Source organism: Microbacterium azadirachtae (assembly GCF_025583665.1).
In the GTDB taxonomy this organism is placed as follows: Bacteria; Actinomycetota; Actinomycetes; order Actinomycetales; family Microbacteriaceae; genus Microbacterium; species Microbacterium azadirachtae.
Genome location: NZ_CP099706.1, coordinates 2,434,660 through 2,452,263, shown reverse-complemented (window position 1 = coordinate 2,452,263; position 17,604 = coordinate 2,434,660). Strand labels below are relative to the sequence as shown.

Annotated in this window: 16 protein-coding genes; 11 read left to right on the top strand and 5 right to left on the bottom strand. The window is 72.5% G+C overall.

What is annotated here, in order from left to right:
* Positions 1–4: 4 nt before the first annotated feature.
* The 4 genes from NFX31_RS11655 to NFX31_RS11640 are packed head-to-tail and all read right to left on the bottom strand — an operon-like array spanning position 5 to position 4,972.
* Entirely contained in the window at positions 5–1,669 is a 1,665-nt protein-coding gene (locus NFX31_RS11655) for a CocE/NonD family hydrolase (protein ID WP_262955800.1), read from the bottom strand.
* A complete protein-coding gene (locus NFX31_RS11650; RefSeq protein ID WP_262955798.1) occupies positions 1,666–2,958 on the bottom strand; it encodes an MFS transporter in 1,293 nt (430 codons plus the stop codon). The genes NFX31_RS11655 and NFX31_RS11650 overlap by 4 nt, the downstream gene beginning before the upstream one ends.
* Positions 2,958–3,974: an alpha/beta hydrolase gene (locus NFX31_RS11645; protein WP_262955797.1), complete on the bottom strand. Its 1,017-nt coding sequence runs from the start codon at positions 3,972–3,974 to the stop codon at positions 2,958–2,960. Before NFX31_RS11645 ends, NFX31_RS11650 begins: the two co-directional genes overlap by 1 nt.
* Positions 3,971–4,972 (bottom strand): alpha/beta hydrolase, encoded by a 1,002-nt coding sequence (locus NFX31_RS11640; RefSeq protein ID WP_262955796.1) that lies wholly within the window; start codon positions 4,970–4,972, stop codon positions 3,971–3,973. The genes NFX31_RS11645 and NFX31_RS11640 overlap by 4 nt, the downstream gene beginning before the upstream one ends.
* 73 nt (positions 4,973–5,045) lie before the next feature.
* Here NFX31_RS11640 and NFX31_RS11635 point away from each other — a divergent pair, with 73 nt between their 5' ends.
* Positions 5,046–6,047, top strand: a complete 1,002-nt coding sequence (locus tag NFX31_RS11635; protein ID WP_045251184.1) for a LacI family DNA-binding transcriptional regulator — start codon at positions 5,046–5,048, stop codon at positions 6,045–6,047.
* On the opposite strand, the gene NFX31_RS11630 is transcribed toward NFX31_RS11635, so the two are convergent.
* The gene (locus NFX31_RS11630; protein ID WP_045251183.1) at positions 6,028–6,498 is read right to left on the bottom strand and encodes a DUF4442 domain-containing protein; all 471 of its coding nucleotides are present in this window, start codon (positions 6,496–6,498) and stop codon (positions 6,028–6,030) included. The genes NFX31_RS11635 and NFX31_RS11630 overlap by 20 nt on opposite strands.
* A 155-nt stretch (positions 6,499–6,653) precedes the next feature.
* Here NFX31_RS11630 and NFX31_RS11625 point away from each other — a divergent pair, with 155 nt between their 5' ends.
* The 10 genes from NFX31_RS11625 to NFX31_RS11580 all read left to right on the top strand — a co-directional run bounded on the left by NFX31_RS11625 (position 6,654) and on the right by NFX31_RS11580 (position 17,590).
* Positions 6,654–7,064, top strand: a complete 411-nt coding sequence (locus NFX31_RS11625; RefSeq protein ID WP_045251182.1) for a GntR family transcriptional regulator — start codon at positions 6,654–6,656, stop codon at positions 7,062–7,064.
* A gap of 4 nt (positions 7,065–7,068) precedes the next feature.
* Entirely contained in the window at positions 7,069–8,133 is a 1,065-nt protein-coding gene (locus NFX31_RS11620) for a DUF1648 domain-containing protein (protein WP_045251181.1), read from the top strand.
* Positions 8,130–9,200, top strand: a complete 1,071-nt coding sequence (locus NFX31_RS11615) for a CPBP family intramembrane glutamic endopeptidase (protein ID WP_262955793.1) — start codon at positions 8,130–8,132, stop codon at positions 9,198–9,200. Before NFX31_RS11620 ends, NFX31_RS11615 begins: the two co-directional genes overlap by 4 nt.
* A gap of 31 nt (positions 9,201–9,231) precedes the next feature.
* Positions 9,232–9,900 carry an O-methyltransferase gene (locus NFX31_RS11610; protein ID WP_045251180.1) on the top strand — a complete coding sequence of 223 codons (669 nt, stop codon included), beginning with the start codon at positions 9,232–9,234 and terminating at the stop codon, positions 9,898–9,900.
* 95 nt (positions 9,901–9,995) lie between these two features.
* Positions 9,996–10,553 (top strand): PH domain-containing protein, encoded by a 558-nt coding sequence (locus NFX31_RS11605; protein WP_052674386.1) that lies wholly within the window; start codon positions 9,996–9,998, stop codon positions 10,551–10,553.
* A 176-nt stretch (positions 10,554–10,729) separates the two neighbouring features.
* Positions 10,730–11,854 carry a 5-(carboxyamino)imidazole ribonucleotide synthase gene (locus NFX31_RS11600; protein WP_091479099.1) on the top strand — a complete coding sequence of 375 codons (1,125 nt, stop codon included), beginning with the start codon at positions 10,730–10,732 and terminating at the stop codon, positions 11,852–11,854.
* A 167-nt stretch (positions 11,855–12,021) separates the two neighbouring features.
* Entirely contained in the window at positions 12,022–12,489 is a 468-nt protein-coding gene (gene purE, locus NFX31_RS11595) for a 5-(carboxyamino)imidazole ribonucleotide mutase (RefSeq protein WP_045251178.1), read from the top strand.
* A 5-nt stretch (positions 12,490–12,494) separates the two neighbouring features.
* Entirely contained in the window at positions 12,495–13,943 is a 1,449-nt protein-coding gene (locus tag NFX31_RS11590; RefSeq protein WP_045251278.1) for an LCP family protein, read from the top strand.
* Between the two features lie 59 nt (positions 13,944–14,002).
* Positions 14,003–15,073: a glycosyltransferase gene (locus NFX31_RS11585; RefSeq protein ID WP_262955791.1), complete on the top strand. Its 1,071-nt coding sequence runs from the start codon at positions 14,003–14,005 to the stop codon at positions 15,071–15,073.
* 87 nt (positions 15,074–15,160) lie between these two features.
* Positions 15,161–17,590, top strand: a complete 2,430-nt coding sequence (locus NFX31_RS11580) for an FG-GAP repeat domain-containing protein (protein WP_262955790.1) — start codon at positions 15,161–15,163, stop codon at positions 17,588–17,590.
* Positions 17,591–17,604: the final 14 nt, after the last annotated feature.

Below are 17,604 nucleotides of genomic sequence, written 5' to 3'. Positions count from 1 at the left end.
CCCGTCATCGTGGCACGCCCGGGTGAACGGCGGGTGCCGCGTCCGTCGGAACGGGCAGCGAGAGCACCGCGGGCGTCGCACCGCCGAGGAGGAGCGTCTGCGTGCTGGCCACCAGGCGCGAGTGGTCGCGCACCGGATCCGCCGTGCCCGGATTGCGCAGGTGCAGGGGGTGCGCGCCCCACGACACCTGCACGCGGAGGCGGCTGCCCGGGGCGAAGCGGTGCGCGATCGGTGCGAGCACGACCCGGACCGAGCGCGGCTCGCCGGGCGCGGCCTCCGGGGAGAGCCGCAGATAGCCGTCGGTGACGGTGCGGGAGATCCCCCGCGCGTCCACTTCGCACAGGCGCACGAAGACATCGACCCGGGGATTCGTGGAGGCGAGCGTGAGTCCGATCTCCGCCGAGCCCATGACCAGCAGCGGATCCGGGAGCGGCTCGCCCGTGAACAGCAGCACGTCCTCGCGGCTCTCGCGACGGCGCTGATCGCGGCGCCCGGCGCTGAACGGGTTGAGCGTTCGGCCGCCGGCATCGGGAGTGGGATCGGCGGGGTCGTAGCGCGACGTGAGCGCGCCCTCCGCGCGGGCGGTCCCCGGCGCGACGAGACGGCCGTCCGCGGTCAGCTCCCACGGATGCGGAGTGCTCGGCGGCGGCCAGGCGGCCAGATCCCGCCAGCCACCGCCCCCGCTGATCTCGACGCGCACCGGGGCGGCCTCGGGCTCGCCCTCGAGGGCCTGCAGTGCCTCCCGCACGCCGATCACCGTGATCTCGGGAGCCCCGTGGATCCAGTCGCCCACGATCAGGCGCGTCCGCACCCCGGCGCCCTGCAGCGCGGCGTGGTCCTGCAGCTGGCCGACGAGGAAGAGGTCCTGCCACCCCGCCATCAGCGCGACGGGCGGCACCGCTGCGGGATCGGAGGCGAAGTGCAGCGGATCCCACCAGGGATCGCCCGGATCGCTGTGTTCGACCCAGTCGCGGAAGAACTGCGGGTCGTCGCCCAGCGCCGCGGGCACGGCCTCGGACGGCGGCACCGTCCGCGCTCCCCGTGCGAGGGCCCCGCGTGCGCCCAGCAGCCTCCACAGACGGGCCGGCAGCCGGCGCTCCTGCACGCCGAGCGCGTACGCCCACGCGAGCGGCGTGTCGATCGAGAAGCCGCGTCCGAGGTAGAGGATCGCCTCGTCGAAGCGCCGCGCCGACACCGCGATGCCCATCGCGTCGGGCCGGAGCGCGCCGTCGCAGTACGCCCACTGCGTCACCCCGAAGTAGCTGCCGCCCCAGGAATGCACGAGACCCGTCGCCCACGGCTGTGCGCGCAGCCACCGCAGCGTCGCCTGCCCGTCGGCGGCCTCGTCGTGCAGAGGCCGGAAGTCGCCGCCGGAGCCGAAGGTGCCCCGGCAGCTCTGCACCACCACATGATGTCCGCGTTCGGCGAGGAAGCGCGCCACGGCGGCGACGCCGTTCCGGTCGTAGGGCGTGCGGATGAGCACCGTGTGCGGGCCCGCGTCCTCGGCCGCCCAGTGGTCGGTGAGCAGCGCGACGCCGTCGTCCGCGGGCACCGCGATGCCGGAGGTCCGGCGCACACCCGTGTGGGTCTGCGGCGGCATGCCGGGAGCGGAGCGCAGCCGGCGGTACTCGGCGCGCGCCGTCCAGGGGAGCCGATCGTCCCTGCTCATCGCACGGCCTTGACCCGGGTGACGGCGAAGGCCGCGAACAGCGCCATCACGACCGCACCCGCGTAGAGCGCCACGAAGTTCTCCCCCGTGGGCGAGCCGATGCGCGTCACGAAGAAGGCGAACACCGGCACCAGGATGCCCGGGAGCAGGTAGGCGAGCGCCACGATGCCGAGGTCCTTGCCGGCGTCCTCGGTCGAGGGCAGGCACTCGGTCATGAGCGCGACGTCGGCGGCGATGTAGGCGCCCTGCCCGGCGCCGACGATGCCGATCCCGATCAGGAAGAAGGTGATGTCGCCGACCGCGACGGCGACGACGAGTCCGACCGCGCTCGTGAGCGCTCCGATCACCACGGTCGGCTTGCGCCGCCCGGTGCGGTCGGAGATGACGCCGAAGACGAACGCCAGCACGAGGTTCATGATCGTGAACGCCGCGGTGGCCTGGGTCTGGATGCCGGCGATCCGCGCCGGGTCATCGATGCCGAAGCGGCTGGAGATCGTGAGGTAGAGGTAGCTCGTCACGGACACGATCGAGGCGGTCATGAAGAAGCGGCAGATCCAGGCCCACGCGAAGTCGGGGTAGCGGCGCGGACTCAGCCAGAACGTCTCGAGCACCCCGCGCCAGTCGAGCGGAGGAGCGGGGACCGTGCGGTGCAGGTCGCGCAGGGCGAAGAAGAGCGTGAGTGCGAGCACGACGGCGATTCCGCCCGGGATGAGGAACATTCCGACCTGTCCCGTGCCCGCGACCGCGCCGGCCAGCGCGACGCCGCCGAAGATGCCGATGGTCGACGCGGCGCCTGTGACGGCGGACATGATCGCGCGGATGCGGCGGCGGATCTGATCCGCGAAGAGGGTGTGGATCGTCATCGACACCGCTCCCCATCCGATCAGCACGAGCACGACGCCCGCTCCGAGTACGAGGAGGGAGGGGGCGAACGCCTGCAGGAGATAGCCGATCGCGGCGATGAGCACGCCCGCCGCGATCCACGGGCGGCGGATGCCGAGACGCGAGAGCGACCGGTCGCTGAGACGCCCGAAGATCGGCGTGGTGACGAGGATCGCCGCGCCGCCCGCCGTGAGCACGATGCTGAGGTTGCCCGTCGCCTGGCCGGGATCCCACTCCTTGAGGAGCTGCGGCACGGCGACGCCCGCCACGCCCTGGGCGATGCCGGTCGCGAGCCAGGTGAGGACGAACGCGATCCAGAACCACCGGGTCTGGCGCTCGCCGGGCACGCCGTCGTCGCCGGGTGCGGACGGCAGGGGGATCACGGGATCTGCGGCATGGGTGGACATCATCGTCTCCCTCTCGGGTCGGTGGCTGGGTGCGGGTGCGGGTGCGGGTGCGGGGGTCCGGATGCGTAGGCGGCGGCGAGCTCGCCGACGAACACGTCGCGCCAGTCGCGGGCGCCCTGCCAGGCGGTGAGTCCCGGGGAGCCGTGCACGTGACCCGCGCCGATGCGGAGGATCACGGGCACGTCCGCGTCCTGCAGGGCGCGGGCGTAGGCGACGGCGCCGTCGCGCAGCGGATCGAACTCGGCGGCGAGGATGAGCGCCGGAGCGAGGCCTCGATGATCGGCGGCGTCGAGCGGTGAGCACTCCGCGAGCGGGGCGCCCGCGCGGTAGAGGCCGGCGAGCAGTTCGGCGCCGTCCATGCCGGAGGCGCGGCGTCGCTGCTCGGACAGGCCGTCGAGAGGGCGCAGGGTGGCGGGCAGCACCTCGAGCGCCTGATGGTGCAGCAGGCGGCCGGCATCCCTCTCCCGGAGGGCGGCGGAGGCCGCGATCGTGGCTCCGGCGGAGTTGCCTCCGATGCCGAGGCGGTCCGGGTCGATGCCCAGCTCGCCCGCCCGCGTGCGCAGGTCGGCGAGGGCCGCGACGGCGTCGTCGACGGGGGCGGGGAAGGGGTGCTCCGGCGCGAGGCGGTACTCGAGCGACACGATCTGCACCGCGGAGCGCAGGGCGCGGTCCGCCGTGGTGCTCTCGTTGAGGACCTCGTCGATCGTGCCCGCGATCCAGCCTCCGCCGTGCAGCCACAGCATGGTCGGGAGAGGGCCGGACGAGCCCGCAGGGCGGAACCGCCGGGCGCGGAGAGATCCGGCGGCGCCGGTGAGCCGCAGCTCCTCGGCCTCCACGCCCAGGGGAGTCGGTTCCGTGAACTCGGCGGCCAGCCGATCGCTCAGGATCCTGGCCGCCCGACGATGCGCGGCGGGATCGGGCGAGTCGTAGTCCGGCAGATCGACGACGATCTCCCCGATCCGGCGGAGCCAGGCCCGCACCGGCGCGTCGAGTGCGAGCGTGTCGGCGGTGCTCATGAGTCCGCCCGCAGCCGGCGCAGCTCGGTCACGATCAGGCGGTGGGCGACGTCGGCGGCCGGGACGAAGCCGGTCGCACCGAGGGACCCGTGCGTCTGACCGATGAACCGCACGGCCGTGACATCGACTCCGGCGTCGGAGAGCGCCCTGGCGTACGCCTCGCCGTCGCCGCGGAGGGGATCCAGCTCGGAGGTGATGATGAGCGCCGGAGGGAGGCCGGCGTGGGAGTCGGCGAGCAGCGGCGAGGCGTACGGGTCTCGGGCCGCCTTCGTGTCGTCGCCGACGTACTGCCGCACCAGCATCCGGCCGGCCTTGCGCACGATGACGCCGGGCATCCTCGCGCTGACGCCGCGCGCGTCGGCGTGCCCGATGGTGAGGTCGAGCGCCGGGTTCTCCAGCAGCTGCAGGGCGATCGGATGCGCGGCGCGGTCGCGGTTCATGAGCGTTACCGCCGCGGCCAGGTCGCCCCCGGAGGACGCGCCGCCCACGGCGAGCCGGTCGCGGGATCCGCCCAGCTCCTCCGCGCGGGCATGCGTCCATTCCCAGGCGCTCCAGCACTGCTCCGGCTGGGTGGGGAATCGCCGTTCCGGCGCGTGTGCGTAGTCTGCGGCGACGATGATGATCCCCGCGTCGCGCGCCCGCTCGCGGAACCGCGCATCCCACGAGACCCAGTCGATGCCGGCGATCGTGAAGCCTCCGCCGTAGAAGTACACGAGGATCGGGAGTCCCGCGTCCCGCGGGGCCGGTTCGGGGCCGGGCCAGTAGACGCGCACCCGCACGTCCGGATGGCCGGCGACGGGCACGGTGTGCTCGGCGGTGGCGGTGTGAAGGGGCGAGACTCCCAGGGCCGCGCTGACCGCGGTGTCGTTCTCGCCGGCGACGCGGCGCCGCCCCGCAGGATCCTTCGGCTCGGGCGCGAGAAGGGCGGCGGTCTTCGCCTCATGCGCCGCGACGGCGCGGTCGAGCATCGGGCGGCGGTAGCGGGAGCCTCTCGGCATCGGTCATCTCCTTCGACGGGCTGCGGACTAGTCTGAGCAATCGAAGAACTTCGATGAAGAGGGGATCCGAGCGATGCGCGCACGTCCAGGAAGGGTCACGATCTACGACGTCGCCGCGCGTGCCGGGGTGAGCATCTCGACGGTCTCGCTGGCGGTGAGCGCGCCGCATCGGGTGCGCCCGGAGACGCGCGAGCGGATCGTCGCGGCCGCCACCGCGCTCGGCTACCGGATGACGCAGGGGCGCCGTATCGGCGCATCCCGGATCGCGGTCGCCGCCCCCTTCACGAGCTACCCCTCCTACCTGCGCCGGCTCTCGGGGATGCTGCGGCGGGCGCGCGACGTCGCGGTGGACATCATCCCCTACGACCTGGATTCGGCGGCCGCGGCCGACGAGCCGCTGCTGGACGTGCTGCCGGCGCGCACCGACGCGTCGGGGCTCATCGTCATGGGCGTGCCTCTCGGAGGCGCCGCCCGTCGCGCGAGCAGGGCGGCGAGGATCCCTGTCGTCTACGTGGACGTCGTGCCGGCGAAGGGCGCCGTCGGCGGCCCCGTCGTCCTGGTCGACGATCGGGACGGAGGCGAGCAGATCGGCCGCCACCTCGTCGAGCTCGGGCACCGCACGGCGCTGTTCGTGCACGAGCCGCAGCGCTCGCCGGCCTATGTGTCGGCCGGGATGCTGCGCATCGAGGGGCTGCAGCGGCACGTCTCGGTGGTGCCGACGGCGGTGGACGGGCCGGCCGAGATCGACCAGCGGGTGCTGCAGGCCGCGCGCGATGCCGGGGCCACCGCCGTCGTCGCGAATCACGACCGGTTCGCGGCCGCCGTCCTCGAGCTGCAGCGCTCCCGACCGGAGAGCGAGAGACTGCCGGTGATCGGCTACGACGACGGCGAGCTGGCCGAGGGGCTCGGCCTCACCACCGTGCGGCAGCCGTTCGAGGAGAGCGGTCGCACGGCGCTGGAGCTCGCGCTCGGCCTGGTCGCGGGCACGTCGGGCTCACGGGACACTGTGCGCCTCGCGCCGACGCTGGTCGAGCGCGCCTCGAGCCTGCGCGGGGTCACACCCGGGCGGCGGTGACCCGCTTCTTCTCCCGGACGTAGACCTCGCGGCGCACGCGCGCCACGACGTCGCCCGAGCGATCGGTGATCTCGGTCTCGAACCACTCGAGCACCTTCGCGCCGCCTTCGGCGCGGGCGCGGATGTCGTCGACCCGGTGCGTCGGCACGTCGAACTGCGCGGTGAGCACGCCGCGGCCGGGCTTGAGGAACTCGATCTCGCCGCGGGTGTCCCACACGACGTAGTCGCGGCCGAGCTGGTGCATGACGAGCATGAAGAAGTACGGATCCGTCATGGCCTGCATGGATCCGCCGAAGGCGGTCTTCACGTAGTTGCGGGTGAAGACGTTCACGTGCAGCTCGACGGTGGCGTGCGTCCAGTCGGCGCTGAACCGGCGGACGCGGATGCCGCTGAAGAGGTTGGGGATCCACAGACTCATGCCGACGGCGAGGCGGCGGGGAGTGATGCGCATGCGCCCAGTGTCGCCGCTGTCGCGCCCGGATCGGCAATCGACGGGATCCCTTCCACAATTGCTCCCGCCGATGCGGGAATCGACGGGATCCCTTCCACAATTGATCTAGTTGTCATAGAATAATCGTGCAGGTGAACCACGACGGGAGGTGCGCGATGCTGATCCGGATCGACACCGACAGCGCACGTCCGCTGTTCGAGCAGATCGCGGCCTCGGTGCGCGCGGAGGTGCTGGCGGGACGCCTGCGCCCCGGAGACCGGCTGCCCGCCGCGCGCGAGCTGGCCTCGGCGATCGACGTGAACGTGCACACCGTGCTGCGGGCCTATCAGGACCTGCGCGACGAGGGGCTGGTGGATCTGCGCCGGGGCAGGGGGGCCGTGCTCGCGGCTGCGGCCGCCCCGCTCGCGGAGATCGGAGAGGACATCGCGGTCCTCGTCCGCCGCGGCGCCGCCCTCGGCGTCACACCGGCGACGCTCGCCGCCCTGATCGCCGCGCACGAGTCCGCGACAGGGGATCGACGAGGTCCCGGGGCTGTCGACGGCCCGGATGCCGGGCAGGAAAGGTGACATCATGAACGACCGCACGGATTCCACGGCGCAGCACGTGACGGCCATCCCGCCGCAGGAGCTGCGTCGCGCCCGGCTGATCGCGCTGATCGTCGGGGTGGCGGTGCCGCTCGTCCTCTCCGCAGTGGTGCTCGGGCTCGTCCTGTCGTGGCTGCCCGAACTGCCGTCTCCCGCGGTCACGCACTGGGGGCCGTCCGGTGCCGACGGCTTCGGGCCTCCCGAGACGTTCGCGTGGATGGCGGTCCTGCTCGGCTTCGTGCTGCCCGCGGTGATGACGGTCGGCACGCTGCTGGGCGTGCGCGACCACTGGGGCGGCGCCGCGCGGCTCCTCGCGGCGATGGCTCTCGGGATCTCGGGGCTCAGCGCCGTCGTGGCCCTCAGCGGGGTGAGCCTGCAGCGAGGCGTCGCCGACGCCTCTCACGTCTCCGACATCGGCGGGCAGATGGTCGCCGCTTTCGCCGTGTTCGTCGCCCTGATCGGCCTCGGCTGGTTGGTGCAGCCGCACGTCCGGCCCGCGCCGGCCGCGCCCCTGCAGCCGGTGCACGTCGACGCCATCGGGCGGGGCCAGCGGGTGGTGTGGCTGGCGACGGCGAGCATGTCCCGCGCCGCCGTGATCCTCGTCTCGCTGCTCATCGTGGTCATCGTCGGCGTCACCGCCGTGATGGCGATCCGGTTCACCGATCGGATGTGGATCCCGGCGCTGACGCTGCTGCTGGTCGGCGTGGCCTTCGCGAGCTCCGCGTCCTTCCGGGTGCGCGTGGGGCCGGACGGGCTCCTGGTGCGCTCGATGATCGGGTTTCCGCGCGTGCACGTGCCGCTCGCCGACGTCGTCTCGGTGCGCGCGGTCGAGTGCAACCCGTTCGGCGAGTTCGGCGGCTTCGGCTGGCGGCTCGGCCTCGACGGGCGCACCGGCATCGTGCTGCGCAAGGGGCCCGCGATCGAGGTCGAGCGCCGCGACAGGCGTCCGCTCGTGGTCACGGTCGACGGCGCGGCCGTCGGCGCGGCGGTCCTGCAGGCCTATCTGGACAGCGCGCAGGCGCCGGCCGATCCCGAGGGAGGCGCCGCATGACCGAGAACAGGAACCCGGATGCCGGCACGGCCGCTCCGGCGGCGGAAGCACCGCGGATCGGCGCGGGCGCGGTCCTCACCTACCTGGTGCTGGCCTTCGGCCTCGCCTGGCTGGTGGTGCTGCCCCTGTGGCTCGGCGCCGGGCTGCGCGAGCCATACGCCGTGCCGCTGATGTCGGTGATGATGTACACCCCGGCGATCGCCGTGCTCCTGGTGCTCGTCGTGCTGCGGCCGATCCCGCGCGGCGCACGGCTGCGGTTCCTCGGACTGTGGCCGCTGCGCCCGGTGCGGCGCGTGGTGGGGATGTCGGTGATCGGACTGCTGGTGCCGCCGCTGCTGGTGCTCGCCTCGACGGCGGTGGCGGTCCTGTGCGGGTGGCTGAGGGTGGATCTCGTCGGCTTCTCCGGATTCGCCGAGCTGCTCGCGGCGAAGGTGCCCGCGGGCACGCCGCTGCCGCCGGCCGGCGTGCTCATCGCCGCGCAGGCGGCGAGCATCCCCGTCGCCGGCGCGACGGTCAACGCCGTCGCCGCCTTCGGGGAGGAGCTCGGCTGGCGAGGATTCCTCGTCCCCGCCCTGCGCCGCTGGGGCACCTGGCCCGCCCTGCTCGTCAGCGGTGCGATCTGGGGGCTGTGGCACGCGCCGATCATCCTGCTGGGCTACAACTTCGGCCGCGCCGACCTGGGCGGAGTGCTGCTGATGACCGGTGGCTGCGTCGTGCTGGGGGTGCTCTTCGGCTGGCTGCGGCTGCGCTCCGCGTCGATCTGGCCCGCGGTGTTCGCGCACGGCGCCTTCAACGCCTCGGCGGCGATGTACCTCTGGTTCTACGCGGCGGGATCGGATCCGGATCCGGCCCTCGTCCTTCCTCTCGGCGTGGCCGGCTGGATCGTCGGCGCGGTCGTGATCGTCGTGCTGATCGCCACCGGCCAGTTCCGCCGGCAGCCGGCGCTCGCCGCGGACCGTCCGCGCACGCTGCCGTCGACCCTGCCGCCGGTCGGAGCAGATCCCTCCGCGCCGGCTCCTCCGACCCGGGGCGGATCCGGGGAGCCGTCGACGCCGACGGGCACTTGATCCCGGCGTCCGAAGCCGTGAAGCTGGGCCCATGGCTGAACCGACTCCCGCCCACTGGCGCGCCGCTGACGACTTCCTCGCCGAGACGCTGGTCGGGCACGACCCGGCCCTCGAGGCGGCGCTGACGGCGCAGCGGGCCGCGGGGATGCCCGCGATCGAGGTCGCGCCGGTGAGCGGCAAGCTGCTGAGCCTGCTGGTTCGGATCTCCGGTGCGCGGCGGGTGCTGGAGATCGGCACGCTCGGCGGCTACTCCACGATCTGGATGGCGGGCGCCGTGGGCGACGGCGGCCGCGTCGTCACGATCGAGGCGGAGCCGGCGAACGCGGCCGTCGCGCGGGCGAGCATCGACGCCGCGGGCGTGGGGGACCGCGTGGAGATCCTCGTCGGACGGGCGGCGGACGTGCTGCCGACGCTCGCCGATCCGGGACCGTTCGACCTCGTCTTCATCGACGCGGACAAGGAGTCCAACACGATCTACCTCGACTGGGCCGCGCGCCTCGGGCGGCCCGGCACCGTGGTCGTCCTGGACAACATCGGCCGTGACGGCGACATCGTCGATCCGGCCTCCACGGATCCGAAGGTCGCCGGGACGCGTGCCGGCCTCGAGATGCTCGGACGGGACCCGCGCTTCGATGCGACGGCCCTGCAGACCGTCGGCGTCAAGGGCTGGGACGGCGTCGCGATCGCACTCGTCGTCTGAGCGGACCCGCCCGGATCCGCCCGCCGGGCCGACCGCATCCGGACACACCCGCGCCGGGCCGTGCGGTTGTCCACGGCACGGGTCACAATGGACGCGTGACGCAACCGGTGAGTCTGAGCGGGCGGCCCCTGACGCCGCCGCCCGGCGTGCCGGCGGAGGAGCGCCTCGTCGCCCGGTTCCATCCGCACGCCCGCCACCTGGTCTGGTCGGCGCTCGTGCTCATCGCGGTCGCCGGCGCCACCGGGTACTTCACCGGCAACCTCCCTGCGCCGATCGCGGGATGGGCGAAGGACTGGATGCTGTGGGCAGCGGCGGGAGCGGTGGTGCTCCTGCTCGTGGTGGTGCCGTTCGTGACCTGGATCTCCCGCCGGTTCACGATCACGACGCGCCGTGTGATCGTGCGCGACGGCATCGGATCCCGCAGCAGCACCGAGATGTCGCACGCCCGGGGCTACACGATCACGGTGCGCCGCGGGCCGCTGCAGCGCATGGTGGGCGCCGGGACGATCCTGCTCTCCAACGGCGTGGACGCGCCGCTGCGGCTGCGCGACGTCCCGAATGTGGTGCTCGTGCAGGAGACCCTGGCCGATCAGGTCGAGGTCGGGCAGATCCTCGCGCACCGCGACGCGCAGGCCGCGAGCTTCGGCGCCTGAGCCGAAGACGGGGCACGGAGGCACGTTTCCCTCCCCTCGCCGTGTTTCCCTCCCCGTGCTTGTGCGTGCGCGGGGAGGGAAACGCAGCCGGGGGAGGGAAAGGAACGCCGGATCCGGGCGGCGCAGGATCCGACTCCTCGCGTACGGAAGAATGGACGCTGAGGAACGGAGATCCGATGGCGTTGCGTGTGGGTGTGATCGGCGGCGGACAGCTGGCGCGGATGATGATCGCTCCGGCGGTCGAGCTGGGGCTGGACATCCGCGTGCTCGCGGAGGACGAGGGGATGTCCGCGCAGCTCGCCGCGACCGCGGTGGGGGACTACCGCGACCTCGACACGGTGCGCCGGTTCGCGGCCGACGTCGACGTGATCACGTTCGACCACGAGCATGTGCCGCAGGAGGTGCTGCGCGCGCTCGTGGCGGACGGCGTGGCCGTGCACCCCGGACCCGACGCGCTGCGGTTCGCGCAGGACAAGCTCGACATGCGCGCCCGCCTCGCCGAGCTCGGCGCCCCGCAGCCCGACTGGGCCCGTGTCGCCGACGTCGCCGAGCTTCAGACGTTCCTCGATGCGCACGGCGGGCGCGGCGTGGTCAAGACCCCCCGCGGCGGCTACGACGGCAAGGGCGTGCGCGTGGTCGCGGGCGCGGAGGAGGCGGCCGACTGGTTCGCCGCGCTCGGCGCCGGCGACGCGCTGCTCGTCGAGGAGCTGGTGCCGTTCGTGCGCGAGCTCGCCCAGCAGGTCGCCCGGCGCCCCGGCGGCGAATCGGTCTCGTATCCCGTCGTGGAGACGGTGCAGAAGGACGGCGTGTGCGCCGAGGTGATCGCTCCCGCCCCGGGGGTCGACGCCGCACACCTCGAGGAGGCGGCGCGCATCGGCCGCGGGATCGCCGAGGGGCTCGACGTCACCGGCATGCTCGCCGTGGAGATGTTCCAGACCGAGGACGGGCGGATCCTGGTCAACGAGCTCGCGATGCGCCCGCACAACAGCGGGCACTGGAGCCAGGACGGCGCCGTGACCGGCCAGTTCGAGCAGCACCTGCGTGCGGTGGCCGACCTGCCGCTCGGCGACACCGCCCCGCATGCCGAGTGGTCGGTGATGATCAACATCCTCGGCGGCCCCGCCGACGCCGGGATGCTGGATCGCGTGCCCGCCGCTCTCGCCGCGAGCCCGAACGCGAAGGTGCACACCTACGGCAAGGCACCGCGCCCCGGGCGCAAGGTCGGGCACGTGAACGCGAGTGGATCCGACCTCGAGGCCGTGCTCGCCGAGGCGCGCGCCGCTGCGGCGGCGTTCGCCTGACGCCCGCCTCGACGGACGCCCGGCGCGAGCCCCGCGAAGCGGGCGGCCGGATGGTCGTTCTCGGCTCCGGGGGCGCGCCGCAGCGGGGTTCTCCCAGGCGTCGCCCGTAGCCTGTACGGGTGACTGGGACACTGCACGCATCCGCCGCGCCCCTCGTCGGCGTCGTGATGGGATCCGACTCCGACTGGCGCGTGATGAGCGCCGCCTCCGAGGCGCTGACCGAGTTCGGCATCCCGCACGAGGTCGAGGTGGTCTCCGCCCATCGCACGCCCGAGAAGCTGCACCGCTACGGCACCGAGGCGCGCGAGCGCGGCCTGAAGGCGATCATCGCCGGCGCCGGCGGAGCCGCCCATCTGCCGGGAATGCTGGCCTCCGTCACCGCGCTGCCGGTGATCGGCGTTCCGGTTCCGCTCGCCTACCTGGACGGCATGGACTCGCTGCTCTCGATCGTGCAGATGCCGGCGGGGATCCCGGTCGCCACGGTGTCGATCGGCGGAGCACGCAACGCGGGCATCCTCGCGGCGCGGATCCTCGGCACGGCGGATCCCGCCCTGGCCGATCGGATCGAGTCCTATGCGCGCGACCTCGAGGCGCAGGTCGAGGAGAAGAACCGGCGGCTGAAGGACAGCCTGTGACCCAGATGCTCACCAGGCCCGGAGCGGTCTCCGCATCGAGTGCGGGGCTCATCCGCACGCGCCCGATGCGCGACCCGGACTTCGGCTCGCCGCAGGTGATGACGCGCCGCGGCTGGTGGCTCGTGGTGCTCAACGTGCTGGTGCCCGGCTCCGCGCAGGTGCTGGCCGGCAACCGGCGCCTCGGCCGCTTCGGGCTCGGCGCGACGCTGCTGATGTGGACCCTGGTGGTCGTGGGCGGCGTGACCGCGCTGCTCTGGCACCAGGCGCTGCTGTGGCTCACGGTCGGCGGCGGCTGGGTGAGCTGGCTCGTGCTGAGCCTCATCCAGGTCCTGTGCTTCGCGTACATCGTGCTGTGGATCGTGCTCACCTTCGACACGCTGCGCCTGGTGCGCCTGGTCCGCACCAGGGACTACGCGAAGATCGCGATCCCGCTCGTAGCCGTGCTGGTGCTGGGCCTGTGCGGGAGCGCCACGGCGTCGGCTGCGAACATCGTCGGATCCAGCCGCAACGCGATCAGCACGCTGTTCGGCTCGGGCGGGCCGAGCCTGCCGCCGAGCGACGGCTACTACAACGTGCTCCTGCTGGGCGCCGACAGCGGGCTCGGACGCGACTCGATGCGCTATGACAGCATCTCCGTCGTCTCGGTCAACGCCGAGACCGGCAAGACCACGATCTTCGGCATCCCGCGCGACATGCCGCATGTGCCGTTCGCGCCGGGACCGATGCACGACCTGTACCCCGACGGCCTGCAGGCGCACGACGACGCCGAATGCGGCTGGGGGAGCGGGATCAACCAGCTCACCAACGCGGTCGAGACGTGCCACACCGGTCCATCCCTCTACCCGGAGGCGACCAAGCACGGATCCCGCCCCGCGGTCGAGGCCACCAAGGACGCGGCGGAGGGCGTGCTCGGGATCAAGATTCCGTACTACGTGTTCCTCGACATGAACGACTTCGCGAAGCTCATCGATGCGCTCGGCGGCGTCGACATCACGGTCAAGGAGCGGCTCCCCGAGGGCAACGTGCCGGAGTGGGGCGGCCCCGACAACGCCGAGGAGTGGGCGACGGGCTGGATCGAGCCCGGCAAGCAGCACATGAACGGCGACACCGCGCAGTGGTACGCCCGCTCGCGGTACACCACGAGCGACTTCGACCGGATGCGCCGCCAGCGCGAGCTGCAGGACGCGCTGCTCAAGCAGTTCACGCCGCAGAACGTGCTCACGCACTTCAACGAGATCGCGGCGGCGGGCACGTCGGCGGTGGACACCGACCTGCCGCAGGACAAGCTGCCGGAGTTCTTCGACCTCATGGTGAAGGCGAAGCAGCAGGGGCTCACGACGATCGATCTCACCCCGGCGAACGGCGTGGACGAGTTCGAGCCCGACTGGAACGACATCCACGCGAAGGTCAAGGCCGCCCTGCATCCGACGCCCTCGCCGACGCCGACCGGCTGATCGCGAGAGGCCGGGAGCGCCTCAGCGGCGGATGCCCCGGCGCTGGATAGGCTCGTCGCATGGCTGTGCTGCGGGTGGTGCTCGATCAGGTGAACGACGTCGTGGAGCCCGATCAGGCCGATGCGGCGCTCTCCCTCGTCCGGGCGCTCGCGGCGACCGCGCCGCCGAAGTGCGAGATCGAGGCGATCGTGCCGGCCGGCGGCGAGAGCACGGTCGCGGGCGCTGACACGGTGCATCGCCTCGGGCTCGCCCGTCGCGAGCTCGCCGGGGCGTGGCAGCTGGGCGTGGTCGCGGGCGTCGGCGGCGGCATGATCCATGCCCCCGGTCTCCTCGCCCCGCTCGTGAAGCACGACCGGGCCAACGACTACGACCAGACCGTGGTCACGGTGTGGGATCTGAGTCCCTGGGTGGCACCCGAGCAGCTGTCCCGCGCGAGCGTGCTGTGGCACCGCGGCATGCTCAAGCGCGCCGTCAAGCACGCCGACGCGATCGTCGTGCCGACGCACGCCATGGCCGAGCAGCTCGCGGACCTGGGCCGCTTCGGGGACCGGATCCGCGTGATCCCGGGAGCCGCGGCCGAGGGCTTCACGATCCCGCCCGACGCGGCAGAGCGTCGCATCGCTCTCGGCGCCCCGGCGCGGTACCTGGTCGCCACGGGCGGGGCCGCCGTGCTCGAGCCGGTGTTCGCCGCCGCGTTCGCCGTCGACGCCGATGTCTTCGTCCTCGACGCCCCCGACGCCGCGGCCTCGGCGATCGCGGGGGCCGCCGCGGCCGCCGGGCTGCCCGCGCCGCGGGTGCACGTGATCGGGCGGCTCGACGCGCCGGATCGTGCCGCTCTGCTCGCGGGTGCGCTCGCGCTCGCCGCCGCCGACCCGGCGCCGGCATGGCCGTGGCGCATGATCGAGGCGCTCGCGCTCGGGGTTCCGGTGATCGCCGCGGACAGCGGCGTGCACCGGGACGTGCTGGCCGAGGGAGGCCTGCTGGTGGGGCCGGACGGGTTCGCCGACGCGGTTCGGAATGCGGCGGGGGAGGGCGCGCGGCGCCTGTCGGTGCTCGCCGCGGATCGCTCGCGCGCCTATTCCTGGACCGGTTCGGCCGAGCGGGTCTGGACGCTGCACGCGGAGCTCTGACGCATCGACGACGCGTGAGTCGCGCTGTTCGGCAGCTTCGTGCGTGTCCGCGGCGTCATCCGGGGTGGCGTCCCGCAGAATATCAGCATGACTGGACATGCCCCGGGTCCTGTGCGCGCCGCCGTGCCCCGACGCAGGATGATCGGCATGCTCGTCATCGCCGCCGTCCTTCTCTCCGTGCTCGCGCCGGCGATCGCCGGAGGTCCACCGGCATCGGCCGTCCAGACCTCCCTGGCATCCTCCGCGACGACCTCGGTCCGCCCGATGACGCTCGACGGGTGGAATGCCGGGAACATCATCAGCGATGCGGTCTTCACGAACAAGACGACCATGAGCGCGGACCAGATCCAGAGCTTCTTCAATGCCAAGGTCGTGTCCTGCCAAGCGGGGTACACCTGCCTCAAGGACTTCCGTGTCACCTCGCAGGACCGTCCGGCGGATGCATACTGCCGTGGCTATTCGGGCACGGCCAACGAGAGCGCCGCGAGCATCATCTACCGCGTCTCCCAGTCCTGCAACATCAACCCGCAGGTGCTGATCGTGATGCTGCAGAAGGAGCAGGGTCTCGTCACGCACACCTGGCCGAGCAGCTGGCGCTACGACAGCGCTCTCGGACAGGGCTGTCCCGATGATGCGCCGTGCGACCCCACGTACGTCGGCTTCTTCCAGCAGATCTACGGCGCGGCCCGTCAGATGCAGATCTACATGGAGGGTCGCTGGTTCACCTGGTACGCCCCGGGCAACACCTGGAACATCCTGTACAACCCCAACCAGGGGTGCGGCTCCGGCCCGGTCTACATCGCGAACAAGGCCACGGCGGCCCTGTACTACTACACGCCGTACCAGCCCAACGCCGCCGCCCTGCGAGCCGGCTACGGCGAGGGCGACTCCTGCTCCGCCTACGGCAACAGGAACTTCTACAACTACTTCACCGACTGGTTCGGGTCGACCCAGACGTCGACGCCCGCCCAGCCGCCGGTCACCCTCCAGCCCATCAACACGTCGGGGCATGTGCTCGCTGTCAATGCGGCCGGGCAACTGCTCGCCTACCCGTTCAAGAACGTCACGTGGGGTGCGCCGATCCAGGTGGGATCCGGATTCGCGGGCCGCAAGGTGTTCGGCGTCGGCGATCTCACCGGGGACGGCAACAGGGACGCGATCGACGTCCGCTCCGACGGCACCGTCGACGTCATCTCCGGAACCGGCACCGGATACGACGCCGTCAGGACCCTTCCCGTGAACTGGTCGGGAGCCGCGTTGATCGCGCCCGCAGGCGACTTCGACGGGGATGGGATCCCCGACATGTTCACGACGCGCGCGGACGGGACGCTCCTGTTGTGGCGGGGAACCGCCCAGGGCGGACTCCGCGAGGGCATTCCGGTCGGGTCGGGCTGGCAGGGCTTCACGGCGCTGGTCGGAGGAGTGGACTTCTCGGGCGACGGGGTGCCGGATCTCATTGGTCGCACGTCCGGCGGAAGCCTCGTCGTCTATTTCGGCAACGGGCGCGGAGGCTGGGCGGGGCAACGCGTGGTCGGCTCCGGCTGGAACGGGATGAGCGCGATCTTCAGCCCCGGCGACTTCGGCGCCGACGGCACCGCCGACCTTCTCGCCCGTGACGGGCAGGGCCGGCTGCTCCTCTACGCCGGCCTCGGTGGGGGCGCGTTCTCCAGTGGCACGATCGTCGGCGGCGGCTGGGATGTGATGACCTCTCTGAGCGGACCGGGAGCTCCCGCGACCAAGGCGCGAGCTCTTCCGGCTGGTGCCGGAGACCTGAACGGGGACGGTGCCGCCGATGTCGTGGCGCTGACGTCCGCCGGCGCTCTGACCGTGTATCGCGGCAACGGGACCGGCGGGTGGGGCGCGGTCTCCTACGCGCGCACCGACTGGGCCGGTCAGGCGCGGCTGATCCCGCTCGGCGACTTCACCGGCGACGGGTTCCGCGACGTCGGCAGCGTCGACGCCTCGGGGACGTTCCGTCTGTGGAAGGGCGATGGAGCCGGCGGCTTCGCGGATCCGATCGTCATCGGCTCCGGATGGGATCCCAAACAGGTGATCGTCGGGAGCATGGACTTCGACGGCGACGGCAACACCGATGTCCTGATGCGCAACAGTGCGGGCGATCTGCTTCTGTATCGTGGCAACGGCGCCGGGGGCTGGATCACGGGCCGTGGCGAGAGGATCGGGTCCGGGTGGGGCGTGTTCGACGCCGTCTTCTACGCGGGCGACTTCGACGGCGACCGTCGGGGCGACCTGATCGCGCGTCGGGCGGACGGCTCCCTCTGGCTCTATGGAACCGATGGTGCGGGATCCTGGGTGTCCGCGAAGCAGATCGGAACAGGCTGGTCCATCATGACCGCGGTCTTCTCCACCGGTGACTTCGACGGTGACGGCGCCGCGGACGTGATCGCGCGTCTTCCCGATGGCGGCCTCATGCTGTATCGCGGCGACGGTGCAGGCGGTTGGAAGGGCAGCACCATCATCGGGTCCGGCTGGTCGGTGTTCAGCCAGATCGGCTGAACACCGGCGGTTCT

Bases quoted from the DNA above. Each gene is read 5' to 3' on its own strand.
- NFX31_RS11580 (WP_262955790.1), top strand. From the start codon at position 15,161: ATGACTGGACATGCCCCGGGTCCTGTGCGCGCCGCCGTGCCCCGACGC.
- NFX31_RS11630 (WP_045251183.1), bottom strand. From the start codon at position 6,498: ATGCGCATCACTCCCCGCCGCCTCGCCGTCGGCATGAGTCTGTGGATC.
- NFX31_RS11615 (WP_262955793.1), top strand. From the start codon at position 8,130: ATGACCGAGAACAGGAACCCGGATGCCGGCACGGCCGCTCCGGCGGCG.
- NFX31_RS11650 (WP_262955798.1), bottom strand. From the start codon at position 2,958: ATGTCCACCCATGCCGCAGATCCCGTGATCCCCCTGCCGTCCGCACCC.
- NFX31_RS11625 (WP_045251182.1), top strand. From the start codon at position 6,654: ATGCTGATCCGGATCGACACCGACAGCGCACGTCCGCTGTTCGAGCAG.
- NFX31_RS11640 (WP_262955796.1), bottom strand. From the start codon at position 4,972: ATGCCGAGAGGCTCCCGCTACCGCCGCCCGATGCTCGACCGCGCCGTC.
- NFX31_RS11600 (WP_091479099.1), top strand. From the start codon at position 10,730: ATGGCGTTGCGTGTGGGTGTGATCGGCGGCGGACAGCTGGCGCGGATG.
- NFX31_RS11620 (WP_045251181.1), top strand. From the start codon at position 7,069: ATGAACGACCGCACGGATTCCACGGCGCAGCACGTGACGGCCATCCCG.
- purE (WP_045251178.1), top strand. From the start codon at position 12,022: ATGGGATCCGACTCCGACTGGCGCGTGATGAGCGCCGCCTCCGAGGCG.
- NFX31_RS11655 (WP_262955800.1), bottom strand. From the start codon at position 1,669: ATGAGCAGGGACGATCGGCTCCCCTGGACGGCGCGCGCCGAGTACCGC.
- NFX31_RS11585 (WP_262955791.1), top strand. From the start codon at position 14,003: ATGGCTGTGCTGCGGGTGGTGCTCGATCAGGTGAACGACGTCGTGGAG.
- NFX31_RS11645 (WP_262955797.1), bottom strand. From the start codon at position 3,974: ATGAGCACCGCCGACACGCTCGCACTCGACGCGCCGGTGCGGGCCTGG.
- NFX31_RS11590 (WP_045251278.1), top strand. From the start codon at position 12,495: ATGCTCACCAGGCCCGGAGCGGTCTCCGCATCGAGTGCGGGGCTCATC.
- NFX31_RS11635 (WP_045251184.1), top strand. From the start codon at position 5,046: ATGCGCGCACGTCCAGGAAGGGTCACGATCTACGACGTCGCCGCGCGT.
- NFX31_RS11610 (WP_045251180.1), top strand. From the start codon at position 9,232: ATGGCTGAACCGACTCCCGCCCACTGGCGCGCCGCTGACGACTTCCTC.